The organism is Streptomyces sp. DvalAA-43, from assembly GCF_900091725.1.
Lineage (GTDB): Bacteria > Actinomycetota > Actinomycetes > Streptomycetales > Streptomycetaceae > Streptomyces > Streptomyces pulveraceus.
This window is the reverse complement of the sequence record NZ_FMBW01000077.1, coordinates 130,612-142,218: the sequence shown is the minus strand read 5'-3', so window position 1 is coordinate 142,218 and position 11,607 is coordinate 130,612. Positions and strand designations below refer to the sequence as shown.

The window sequence follows — 11,607 nt, the reverse complement described above, 5'->3', positions numbered from 1 at the left end:
GAGGCGGGCGGGCCACTGTGGTGTCGAGGGGCCGTCGGGTCAGATCAGGCCCTGGGCCAGCATCGCGTCCGCGACCAGCTCGAAGCCGGCGATGTTGGCGCCGACCACGTAGTTGCCGGGGCTGCCGTAGCGCTCCGCCGTGGTGTAGCAGGAGTCGTGGATGTGGCGCATGATCTCCGCGAGGCGCTCCTCCGTGTGGGAGAAGGTCCAGGAGTCGCGCGAGGCGTTCTGCTGCATCTCCAGGGCGCTGGTGGCCACGCCGCCCGCGTTGGCCGCCTTGCCGGGGGCGAAGGCGACGCCCGCCTCCTGGAGGACGCGTACGGCCTCCGGGGTGGTGGGCATGTTGGCGCCCTCGGCGACCGCCTTCACACCGTGGCGCACCAGGGCCACCGCGTCGGCCTCGTGGAGTTCGTTCTGGGTGGCGCAGGGCAGGGCCACGTCGCAGGGGACGTTCCAGACGCCGGTGCCGGGGACGTACGTGACGTGCTCGCCGCAGCGCTCCGCGTACTCGGAGACGCGGCCGCGGCCCGCCTCCTTGATCTCCTTGAGGAGGGCGAGGTCGATGCCCTTCTCGTCCACGACGTAGCCGGTGGAGTCGGAGCAGGTCACCACGGTCGCGCCGAGCTGCTGGGCCTTCTCGATCGCGTAGATCGCGACATTGCCCGAGCCCGAGACGACGATGCGCTGGCCGTCGAGGGATTCGCCCCGGCTGCGGAGCATCTCGGCGGTGAACAGGACACAGCCGTAGCCGGTGGCCTCGGTGCGGGCCTGGGCGCCGCCCCAGCCGAGGCCCTTTCCGGTGAGGACGCCGGACTCGTAGCGGTTGGTGATCCGCTTGTACTGGCCGAACAGGTAGCCGATCTCCCGGCCGCCGACGCCGATGTCACCGGCCGGGACGTCGGTGTACTCGCCGAGGTGGCGGTGGAGTTCGGTCATGAACGACTGGCAGAACCGCATGATCTCGGCGTCCGAGCGGCCCTTGGGGTCGAAGTCCGCGCCGCCCTTGCCGCCGCCGATGGGCATGCCGGTGAGCGCGTTCTTGAAGATCTGCTCGAAGCCGAGGAACTTCACGATGCCGAGGTTGACCGAGGGGTGGAAGCGCAGCCCGCCCTTGTACGGTCCGAGCGAGCTGCTGAACTCGACCCGGAAGCCGCGGTTGACGTGGATGTCGCCGGAGTCGTCCGACCACGGCACCCGGAAGATGAGCTGGCGCTCGGGCTCGCAGATGCGCTCGATGATCCTGGCGTCCACGAACTCGGGCCGCTTGGCGAGAACCGGGCCGAGGGTCTCCAGGACCTCCCGGACCGCCTGGTGGAATTCCTTCTCGCCCTGGTTGCGCCGGAGGATCTCGGCGTACAGCGGCTCGATGACGCGGTTCTCGGTGGCGTGCGGGGTTACGGAATCAGGGGTGGCCTGCATCAGGTCAAGACCTTCCGTCGATGGGCGTCGCGCGCGAAGACGCCCCCGTCCCGGGAGGCGTCAGCGGTCCCCCTCCCCATTGAGGGCGTCGCCCAGACATCGCACGCTCTGCGGCTCACGGAGGCGACGTACAGAACCGTTGTGGCAGGTCGATTGTCCCAGCCGCCCCGGTGGCCCTCGCAACGGGACCCGCGCAGTGCCGGCCGGGGCTACTGCCGGGCCTCGCGGCGCAGCATCCACAGGCCCGCTCCGGACGCGAGCACGACCACTCCGCTGACCACGCTCAGCGCGATGTGCAGACCGTTCTCCTCCGTCAGGAAGTTCAGTGAGACGTTCGCGGCGATCGCCGCGCAGAGCACGAACCAGAGCAGTGCCTTCATGGGGTTCCTCCGTGGTGGGGACGGTGTCTCGCGGTGGGGACGGTGTCTCGTGATGTCCCCATCCTGCTGGCCGGAGACGGCCGCCACGAGGGGACGGTCCCCCGGGTCCGTGGTGTAGCCAGCTGCACCACGGTGCAGGTGTGCGCACGCCGCCGACCGGTGCGAACGGCGCCGCTAGGGTGTGCCGGTGGGGATCACCGAAAGCACCGGGACGCGCGACGCGGAACGTGGCGGGGAGTGCGGCAGGGAAGACGGGCGGAATCCCACCGGTACGCGCAGGGTCCCGGCGCGGTGGTGGGTGCCGGGGGTCGCCGTGCTCGTCGTCGTGCCGCTGTACCTGCTGTGGGCGCTGGCGCTGGCCACCGGCGGCGGTGATCTGGCGGCGCAGCTCGCCTGGGCCGGCTTCGCCTCCCGGCACCCGGGGTCCGCGTACAACCTCTCCTGGTACGGCGGGATGCACACCGCCAACTACAGCCTGCTGGCCCCGCCGCTCATGGCGGTGTCCGGGGTGCGGACGGTGACCGTCGCCGCCGGGCTCTGCGGCTCGTGGGCGCTGGGGCGGCTCTGTGTACGCGGCGGGGTGCGGTGGCCGGTCGCGGTCGCGGTGCTGGGCTCGCTGGCGCTCTGGTGCAATGTCGCGTCCGGGCGCACCACGTTCGCGCTGGGCGTCGCGATCGGGCTGGTCGCGCTGGTGTACGTACCGCGCCGTACGGGCGTCGCGGCGGGATGCGCGGCGCTGGCGACGGCGGCGAGCCCGGTGGCGGGGCTGTTCCTGGTGGTGGCGGGCGCGGCGTACGGGCTGGACCGGCAGTGGCGGCGGGCAGCCGGGCTGGTCGTGCCGCCGTTCGTGGTGGTGGCCGCGACGACCGTGGTGTTCCCCTTCACCGGCGAGCAGCCGATGGCGGCGGGCAGGCTGTGGGTGCCGTTGGCGGCCTGCGCGGCTCTGTGGTGCGCGGCGCCGCGCGAGGGCGGCTGGCGGGTGGTCCGGTTCGCGAGCCCGGTGTACGCGGCCGGGGTCGTCCTGACCTTCCTGGTCCCCTCCCCCATCGGGACGAACGTGGAGCGGCTGGTGGGGATGGCCGGCCCGCCCGTGCTGCTGGCGGCGTCGGCGGCCCTGCTGCCCCGGTGGGCGCGGGGCGGTACGGCGGTACGGGTACGGGCCGCGCTGCTCGCCGGGACGCTGGTGTTCACCTCGGGCTGGCTGATCGACAAGACCGATGACGATCTGCGGGTCTCCAGCACCGTGCCCGCCTGGGCGGAGCACACCGACGGCGTGGTCGCCGAGCTGCGCCGGCTCGGTGCCGAGCGGACCCGGGTGGAGGCCGTACCGGCCCGCAACCACCGCGAGGCCACGGTGCTCGCCCCGTACGTGAACCTGGCGCGCGGCTGGAACCGGCAGCTCGACGTGGAGCGCGGGCGGCTGTTCTACGGGGAACGGCCGACCCCGGCGGCGTACCGGGCCTGGCTGGACCGGTGGGGCGTGGGTCTGGTCGTGCTGCACAACGGCAGGCCGGACGGGCCCGCCGAGGCGGAGGCGGCGATCGTCCGGCACGGCATCGACTGGCTGCAGCCGGTGTGGCGGGACGCGGAGTGGCGGATCTACCGGGTGCGCGGGGCGGTGCCGCTGGTCTCCGCGCCCGGCGCGGTCGTACGCGGCGACGACGCGTCCCTGGTGGTACGGGTGCCCGCCGCCGGGTCGGTGACGGTACGGATCGCGTACTCGCCGTGGCTGCGGGCGGACGGCGGCGGATGTCTGCGGCGGGACGGCGAGTGGACGCGGCTGACGGTGGGGCGGGCGGGCGAGTACCGGCTGGATTCGCGGTACCGGCTGTGGCCGTTCGGTGCCTGCTGAGGGGGCGGGCGGATGTGGCCTGCCGAGGGGCGGGCGGGGCCTCGCCGACGGAGCCGAGCCCCTGTGGGTGGCCCCGGCCCACGACGCCGAGTCAGGCCCGAGGTCCCGGCGCATCAGCTCCCACATCCGGTCGAGGCAGGGGTCGGCCGCCTTCAGGTCCTCCAGGGCCCGTCCGACGTTCTCGCCGTCGCGGGCGAGGCCACGGTCGAGGCGTTTGGCGGTGGCGTCCCCGGCGGCGAGCACCCGGTTGAGATCGTGGGACGTCTGGAGTATCCGTTCGGGGACGATCATCTGCGCCTCGGCGTAACGGTCGCGGTGGTCGGGGCGGGCCTCTTCCAGCTGGGTGCGCTCCTGCTCCGTGTAGACGCCGTCGCGGATCCGGCGCAGGGCGTCCTTGAGGAGGGTGTGGAACTGCCGGGAGGCCCGGTTCATGGCCGTGCAGTGGGCGCGCCGCTCCTCGAACTTCCGCCGCCCGCCCGCCAGTCGGGCCTCCTCGGCGCGCTGACGCGCGGTCAGCCGTTGCGCGAACACCGGGGCGAGGAGTGTGCCGAGCACACCGACCACTGCGATGATCACGGCGGTGATGGCGGCGGTCATGGCGGCGAGAGCAGTGCGGGGCGCGGGCGGCGTGTGTTCGGTTACCGGGCACATGGTGATGCCTCATCGGCCATGATGCCGTCATGACCATTCCACGGGGTGAGGGACGCTCCCGGAACCTCTCCGTACCGCCTCTGCCGACGGCTCGTGCGGCCCTCCCGCCCACGCCCGGGTACCGCACCGCACCGCACGCACCGCACACGGTGCGCGTACCGCCTCGTGCGGGCGACATGCGCCGCTATCTCGCGGTCGGCCTCGACTGCTATCTCTGCCTGGTCGCCGCCGGCTTACTGGCCCGGCCGTACGTGCATACGGCCGCAGTCACCGAGGCGGTCGGCCTGCTGCTCGGCCCGGCGCTCGCGTTCTCGTTCCTCAACCATGTGGTCCTCACCTCGCTCACCGGGGCCGGCGCGGGCAAACTGATCATGGGGATACGGGTGGTCAGACTGCCCGACGCCGGGCGCCCGGGGCCCTGGCTGCTGCTGCGGCGCTGGCTGTACGGGCTGTGCTGGCTGCCGCTGCAACCCTGGTACGGGCTGCGCTCGTTGCTCTCGGGCCCCGACGCCCTGCCCCGCACCACGCTCTGGAACGGCGGGAACGGCGAGCCGTGCACCGACCCGCTGGGCCTGCGCCAGGTCCGCCACAGCGGCCTCACCGCCCACCGGGCCGCCACCGCGCCGGCCCACCGTTGAGCCGGGCACGCGAGCCCCGGTTCGCAGGCACTGGACCACGACCCTGTCGATGCTCCGCGTCGCGTCGTCGTCACCCCGGCGTCGAGCCGTGGGCGCACGTCAAGGCTGCGCCTCCCCGTCCTGCTCCCGGGGGCGTTCCCACTGGGTGCTGATGTACCGATGATCTCCCACCGGCGCTCCTCCGCCTTCCGGCGGACCGGTTTCGTCCAGGCCTTCCGCGACCCGGCCGCCGAGGACCGGACGGCGGCACTTCGGGCACCGCACCACGCGACAGGTCTGGTCGCGTCCTGGTCCGTGACGCGGCTCAATGGTGCTGATCCATGGGGACAGTTGATGTCAGAACAGTCCAAAGGAACGATTCCCCACCCTCGCTGGGGCGGCCGGACGAGAAGGCCCACGAACGCCGGAGGCGGCGGCACCGCGGATCCGAGGGGATCCGGGTGCCGCCGCCTCCGTACGGGATTCGGGCCGCGCCGGGGATGACGCGTGGAGTCGGACCGGGGTCGGGTCAGGCCTGGGAGCCCGCCGTCCACTCGGCCCAGCTCATGTTCCAGCCGTTGAGGCCGTTGTCGGGGGTGATGGTCTTGTCCGGGGAGTTCTTGACGATGACCACGTCGCCGACCATGGAGTTGTTGTAGAACCAGGCGGCGGGCTGGTTGGCGTCGCCCGCGCCCTTCACATCGGCGAGACCGACGCAGCCGTGGCTGGTGTTGGCGCTGCCGAAGATCGACCGCGCGCCCCAGTAGTTGCCGTGGATGAAGGTGCCCGAGGTGGACAGCCGCATGGCGTGCGGCACGTCCTTGATGTCGTACTCGCCCTTGCCGTCGTCGTCGGTGAAGCCGACCGTCGCACCGTTCATCCGGGTCTCCTTGAACTTCTCGGAGATCACCATCTGCCCGTTGTACGTGGGGTTGGAGGAGGAGCCCGAGGAGATCGGGATGGTCTTGATCGTCTTGCCGTCCTGGGTGACGGTCATCATCTTCGTGTTGGCGTCGACCGTCGAGACCTGGTTGCGGCCGACCTTGAAGGTGACCGTCTTCTGCTGGACGCCGAAGACGCCGTCCGCGCCCTCGACGCCGTCCAGCGCCAGCTTCAGGGTGACGGTGGAGCCGCCCTGCCAGTACTTCTCGGGGCGCAGGTCGAGACGCTGCGAGTTGAACCAGTGGCCGACGACCTGCTGGCCGCTGCTGGACGTCACGGTGATACCGGCCTGGACGGCCTTCTTGTCCGTGATCGCCTTGTTGAAGTTGATCGAGACCGGCATCCCGACGCCGACCGTGGAGCCGTCCTCGGGGGTGAAGTTCCCGATGAAGCTGTTGGCGGGCGAGACGGTGGTGAAGGAGGAGTTCTCGTGCGCCTCGCGGCCCTTGGAGTCCTTCGCCGTCGCGGCGATCTTGTACGTGGTCGAGCGCTCCAGCTGGACGTCCGGCTTCCAGCTCTTGTTGTCGGCGGAGAGCGTGCCCTTGACGGCCGCCCCGGCCGCGGTGGTCATGGTGACTTCGGAGAGCGTGCCCTTGGCGACCGTGACCTTCGCGTCGTTGTTGATGCTCGCGTTGGTCGCGCCGTTCTTGGGCGCGATGGCTATCTGGGCCTCGGACGCGTCCTGGGCCGCCGCCTTGTCGACCTCGGCCGCCTGCGACTTCTTCGAGCCCTCGGCACTGCTGTCGCCGTCGTTGCAGGCGGTGAGCACCAGTACGCCGCCGAGCAGTGCGGACGCGGCCATCAGGCCCCTGCGCCGCTTGCTGTCCGTCATCACACGCTTCTCCATCGTTGCCGAATCCCCAAAATCCCCGAGCGGAAACACCGTCGCCGGCGAAACCCGTCAATGGTCCTAGAACCCATGGAAAGGGTCCTCCGTTCCACATCCAAGAAGGATGTGGGGAACAACACTCATCGACGCGTCCGCGGTGGCGGTGGTTCCCGATGCCGATCGCGTAGGGGCGACCGGCGGACGACACCGGCCCCGGACCGCGTGCGAAGCGGTCCGGGGCCGGTGTTCACCAGCTGCTGGTCCCGCCGCGCGCGGCGACGTGACCGTCGTCGCCCTCACCCATTGTGCGGGACGCGGGCACCACCCTCGGCGTCGTTCTCGAAGTCCGCTTCGTCCTCCTCGCCGTCCTCCTCGTCGTCCTCGTCGTCGAGGTCCCAGGCGTCCGGGTCGTCCGGGTCGTAGTCGACGGTCTCGCTGCTCCAGGACGCCTGGGCGAGCTCGACCCCGGGTACCTCGCTGATCAGGTCGAAGGGGTCGACGAGGGAGGCGAGGGCCTCCGCGCCGTCCTCCCGTACGGCGGTCTCGGCGCGCGTGCGCTCCTCGGCGGACTCGCCGCCCGGTTCCCCGTACTCGGCGGCGATGGACTCCAGTGCGGTGCCGCTGAGGGCGGCGGGGTCGGTGATCTCCAGCACCATTTCGACGCGAAGCCGAACGAACCGTGATGTCTCAGAAGTGCTCATGTGCCGGAGCGTAAGCTCCCCGCGCCCCCGGCTTTCCCGCGACCCGCTGCTTTCACTAGCATCCGCACATGCCTAACTCACGGCTGTGACAAGGGGGATCGATTCCGTGGCCGTCGCTCGCCGCCCGCTCCTGACCGCCACCGCCGCGGCCACGTTGCTGGCCGCCCTGTGGTTCGTCCCGTCCGCCAACGCGACGGACCGGCCGACGCCCGCGCCGGGCGCACGGAGCCAACCGGCCACCACCGCCACGGACACCGGTCCCGGTCCGCGGCTGGCCGACACCGGGACCGGGATCGGGACCAGGCCGTATCTGATCGGCGGCATGGCGTTCCTGGGCATCGGAGCGGCGCTGGTCTCCCACTCGGTACGCCGCCCCGACACCCTGCTCGTCTAGAACACGCCCTGGAGCACGTCGTCCGGAACAGGCCCGCGAGCGGCCTACGCCAGCGGCCCGGTCACCGGCTCGACCGCCGCGACCAGCTTCCCCGCACGGACGAACGCGTCCGCCGCGGCCAGATCCGGCGAGAGGAAGCGGTCCGGCCCCGGCCCCTGGACCCCCGCCGCGCGCAGCGCCTCGATGGCGGCCCGTGAGGCGGGCGCGGGGGTGAGGCCCCCGGCGGCGCGCAGCTCGATGGCGCGGGTCGCCGCGTAGAGCTCGACGGCGACGATCCGGGCCAGGTTGTCGACGGCGGTACGGAGCTTGCGCGCCGCCGACCAGCCCATGGAGACGTGGTCCTCCTGCATCGCGGAGGACGGGATCGAGTCGGCCGAGGCGGGCACGGCGAGCCGCTTCATCTCGCTGACCAGGGCGGCCTGGGTGTACTGGGCGATCATCAGGCCCGAGTCCACCCCGGCGTCGTCGGCGAGGAACGGCGGCAGCCCGTGCGAGCGGTTCTTGTCCAGCAGCCGGTCGGTGCGGCGCTCGGTGATGGAGCCGAGGTCGGCCGCGACGATCGCCAGGAAGTCGAGTACGTACGCGACGGGGGCGCCGTGGAAGTTGCCGTTGGACTCGACCCGGCCGTCGGGAAGGACGACGGGGTTGTCGACGGCGGAGGCCAGCTCGCGGTCCGCGACGATCCCCGCGTAGTCGAGGGTGTCGCGTCCGGCACCGTTGACCTGGGGCGCGCAGCGCACCGAGTAGGCGTCCTGTACGCGGGGCGCGTCGTCCTGATGGTGGCCGGTGAGGCCCGATCCGGCGAGCACCCGCAGCATGTTGTCGGCACTGACGCCCTGGCCCGGGTGCGGGCGGATGGCGTGCAGCTCCGGGGCGAGCACCTTGTCCGTGCCGAGCAGCGCCTCCAGGGAGAGGGCGGCGGTGATGTCGGCGGACGTGTAGAGGGTCTTCAGGTCGGCCAGGGCCATGACGAGCATGCCGAGCATGCCGTCGGTGCCGTTGAGGAGGGCGAGGCCCTCCTTCTCGCGCAGCTCGACCGGGGTGATGCCATGGGCGGCGAGCAGCTCACCGGCGGGGCGCACGGTGCCGTCGGGGCCTTCCGCGTCGCCCTCGCCCATCAGCGTCAGGGCGCAGTGGGAGAGCGGGGCCAGGTCGCCGGAGCAGCCGAGCGAGCCGTACTCGTGGACGACGGGCGTGATGCCCGCGTTGAGGACGTCGGCCATGGTCTGCGCGACCCCGGGGCGTACGCCGGTGTGCCCGGAGGCGACCGTCTTCAGCCGCAGGAACATCAGCGCGCGGACGACCTCGCGCTCGACCCGCGGCCCCATGCCGGCGGCGTGCGAGCGGACGATGTTGCGCTGGAGCTGTGCGCGGAGGTCCTGGCTGATGTGGCGGCTGGCCAGCGCCCCGAATCCGGTGGAGACGCCGTACACCGGCTCGGGCTTGGCGGCGAGCGCGTCCACGATCTCGCGGGCGGCGGCGAGCGCGTCGACGGCGGCGGCGGAGAGCTCGACGCGGGCGTTGCCGCGGGCCACGGCGATGACGTCCTGGGCGGTGGTACCGGACGTCCCCACCACGACTGTATGCATATCCATATTCAGAAGCGTACGGATTGAATCCCTTCATGTCACTAGTGGTCGTACGGTTGACCCCTTACCGATCACCGCACCCCTCAGGGGCGACTGCCGCGCAGGTGGCGGCGGTCGTGCGGGGACCTGGGCGGCGCGTCGGCCAGCCGGATCACCTCGTCGTCGCGCCCCGCCACCACCGGCTTGACCGAACGGGCCGCCTTCGCCCGGTACTGGGCGGCGTCCGCCAGCCGGAACAGCCGCCGCGCCGACACCACCGGACCGATCGGGTCACCGGTCGAGGCGATCCCGCACGCCACCCCGTCACCCAGCTCCAACTCGCCAGCCCGCTCGCAGAGTTCGGTGGCCACCCGGACCACGTCGTCCACCTCCGGACCCACCGCGAGCAGACAGAACTCGTCACCGCCGAGCCGGGCCGCCAGGGCGCCGGGCAGCATGGCGCCACAGCGGGACAGCACCGAGCCGAAACGTTCCAGCAGCCGGTCGCCGACCGCATGGCCATGGGTGTCGTTGACCTGCTTCAGGCCGTTGAGATCGCAGACGACCAGGCTGACCACCGCCCCGTCCTCCCGGTGCCGCTCCACCGCCTCGTCCAGCCGCACATCGACGGCACGGCGGTTGGCCAGACCGGTGAGCGGATCACTGAAGGCGAGCTTGCGGACCTCTTCGAGCCGCTCGCTCTGGGAGATCCCCGCGGCGACCACCGCGGCCAGCACGGTCGCGAAGTCCGCGTCCGCCCGCCCGAACACCGGCACCCCGACCGGGCGGGCCACGTACAGCTCACCCCAGGCCCGCCCGTGCAGCACGATCGGCGCGACCACGCAGCAGCCGCGCCCGCGCCGGCGCAGGGCGGCCACCCGCTCCCGGCCGTAGCCGCTCCCGTACTCCCGCAGCGCCGCACCCCCGCCCGGCGCGGCCTCCGCCGAGCCGTCGGCGGTCTCGACCCAGGCGTCCGGCTCACCGCCCCCGGCCCACCGTTCGTGCAGGAACTCGGTGATCTCCGGGAACTGGTGCACCGGATACGCCTCCGCCTCGGGGAACTCCTCCTCCCCCTCGGCCCGTTCGCCCGCGTTCACCAGGACGCGCAGCTCCCCCCGTCCGCGCTCCCACACGGAGAGCGCGGCGAAACTGCCGCCCAGTGCCTCGCACGCCCCCAGCGCAGCCGCTCGCCACGACCCCCGCGGGGTGTGTGCCGCCGCCATCGCCTGCGCAAGCGCCACCACGGCCCGCAGCCGTGCATCATCACCACCCATCGTTACAGCTTATGTAGTTTTGTGGTGATTTGATCAGTTTGAGACGTCCATCGCGTGCACTTCGCGCCCTTTCAGCGACGAGAGGTCACGCTGCGTCACTCGCCGGGCCAGTTCGGCTTCCGCTTCTCGTTGAACGCGGCCACGCCCTCGGCCCGGTCGCCGGAGAAGGCCACCGACCGCCAGGCGGCGTCCTCGACTTCGAGCCCGGCCCGCAGATCGAGGCCGTGGCCCAGCCGCAGCGCCCGCTTGGCGGCCCGCAGCCCCACCGGGGAGTTGGCGGCGATCCGCCCGGCCAGCGCCAGCGCGGCCGCCCGGTCCTGTCCGGCCTCCACCAGTTCGTCGACGAGTCCGGAGTCGAGCGCCTCGGCCGCCTCCACCCGCCGGGCCGTGAAGACCAGCTCGGCGGCGCGCGCCGCACCGATCCGCCGCGGCAGCAGCTGCGTGCCGCCGCCGCCCGGGATGACGCCGACCGACACCTCGGGCAGCCCGACCACGGCGGTGCGGTCGGCGACGATCAGGTCGCAGGAGAGCGCCAGCTCGAATCCGCCGCCGAGCGCGAAGCCGTGCACGGCGGCGATCGTCGGCATCGGCAGTTCGAGGACCCCGGTGTACGCGGACCGGGCGGTGGGGCGCTGGCGGAGCAGATCGGCGTCGGTGAAGGAGTTCCGCTCCTTCAGGTCCGCGCCCACGCAGAAGGCCCGCTCGTGGCTGGAGGTGAGGACGGTGACCCGTACGGCCGGGTCGGCGGCGAGCGCGGCGCAGGCGGCGGCGATCGAGCGGGCCATGTCCGTGGACACGGCGTTCATCGCCTTGGGCCGGTCGAGAACCAGCTCGGCGACGTGCTCCTGCCCCTCGTGGACCCGTACGACGACGAATTCCCCGAACCGCTGCTCGGACGTGACGGTCATGACTTCACCCCTCCGGTTAACGAGCGTTACCGGAGGGATCCTATGGGGCGGCCCGGACAGCGGCCCCGGGGC

11 protein-coding genes are annotated in these 11,607 nt (G+C 72.2%); 4 read left to right on the top strand and 7 right to left on the bottom strand.

Features of this window, described 5'->3' with window-relative positions:
• Positions 1-39: 39 nt before the first annotated feature.
• Positions 40-1,419, bottom strand: a complete 1,380-nt coding sequence (gene gdhA / locus GA0115234_RS33315) for an NADP-specific glutamate dehydrogenase (protein ID WP_093549182.1) — start codon at positions 1,417-1,419, stop codon at positions 40-42.
• A 209-nt stretch (positions 1,420-1,628) separates the two neighbouring features.
• A complete protein-coding gene (locus tag GA0115234_RS42610; RefSeq protein ID WP_176729343.1) occupies positions 1,629-1,799 on the bottom strand; it encodes a hypothetical protein in 171 nt (56 codons plus the stop codon).
• Positions 1,800-2,097: 298 nt separating this feature from the next.
• Between GA0115234_RS42610 and GA0115234_RS33310 the strand changes: the two genes are divergently transcribed.
• From GA0115234_RS33310 to GA0115234_RS33300, 3 genes are all read left to right on the top strand, one after another.
• Positions 2,098-3,651: a hypothetical protein gene (locus GA0115234_RS33310; protein WP_093549207.1), complete on the top strand. Its 1,554-nt coding sequence runs from the start codon at positions 2,098-2,100 to the stop codon at positions 3,649-3,651.
• Positions 3,652-3,906: 255 nt separating this feature from the next.
• Positions 3,907-4,335 (top strand): hypothetical protein, encoded by a 429-nt coding sequence (locus tag GA0115234_RS42605; RefSeq protein WP_161275707.1) that lies wholly within the window; start codon positions 3,907-3,909, stop codon positions 4,333-4,335.
• Positions 4,332-4,940 (top strand): RDD family protein, encoded by a 609-nt coding sequence (locus GA0115234_RS33300; protein ID WP_237541924.1) that lies wholly within the window; start codon positions 4,332-4,334, stop codon positions 4,938-4,940. The genes GA0115234_RS42605 and GA0115234_RS33300 overlap by 4 nt, the downstream gene beginning before the upstream one ends.
• Positions 4,941-5,448: 508 nt before the next feature.
• Here GA0115234_RS33300 and GA0115234_RS33295 read toward each other — a convergent pair.
• The gene (locus GA0115234_RS33295; RefSeq protein WP_093549178.1) at positions 5,449-6,708 is read right to left on the bottom strand and encodes a L,D-transpeptidase; all 1,260 of its coding nucleotides are present in this window, start codon (positions 6,706-6,708) and stop codon (positions 5,449-5,451) included.
• Positions 6,709-6,986: 278 nt separating this feature from the next.
• Positions 6,987-7,391: a hypothetical protein gene (locus tag GA0115234_RS33290; RefSeq protein ID WP_093549176.1), complete on the bottom strand. Its 405-nt coding sequence runs from the start codon at positions 7,389-7,391 to the stop codon at positions 6,987-6,989.
• A gap of 106 nt (positions 7,392-7,497) precedes the next feature.
• On the opposite strand from GA0115234_RS33290, the gene GA0115234_RS33285 reads away from it, so the two are divergent.
• Positions 7,498-7,785 carry a hypothetical protein gene (locus tag GA0115234_RS33285; protein WP_093549174.1) on the top strand — a complete coding sequence of 96 codons (288 nt, stop codon included), beginning with the start codon at positions 7,498-7,500 and terminating at the stop codon, positions 7,783-7,785.
• 44 nt (positions 7,786-7,829) lie between these two features.
• Here the strand turns inward: GA0115234_RS33285 and hutH are convergent, their stop codons facing one another.
• From hutH to GA0115234_RS33270, 3 genes are all read right to left on the bottom strand, one after another.
• A complete protein-coding gene (hutH, locus tag GA0115234_RS33280; protein WP_093549172.1) occupies positions 7,830-9,380 on the bottom strand; it encodes a histidine ammonia-lyase in 1,551 nt (516 codons plus the stop codon).
• Between the two features lie 77 nt (positions 9,381-9,457).
• Positions 9,458-10,627, bottom strand: a complete 1,170-nt coding sequence (locus GA0115234_RS33275; protein ID WP_093549170.1) for a GGDEF domain-containing protein — start codon at positions 10,625-10,627, stop codon at positions 9,458-9,460.
• Positions 10,628-10,722: 95 nt separating this feature from the next.
• Positions 10,723-11,535, bottom strand: coding sequence for an enoyl-CoA hydratase/isomerase family protein (locus GA0115234_RS33270; RefSeq protein ID WP_093549169.1), 813 nt, complete (start codon positions 11,533-11,535; stop codon positions 10,723-10,725).
• Positions 11,536-11,607 lie beyond the last annotated feature (72 nt).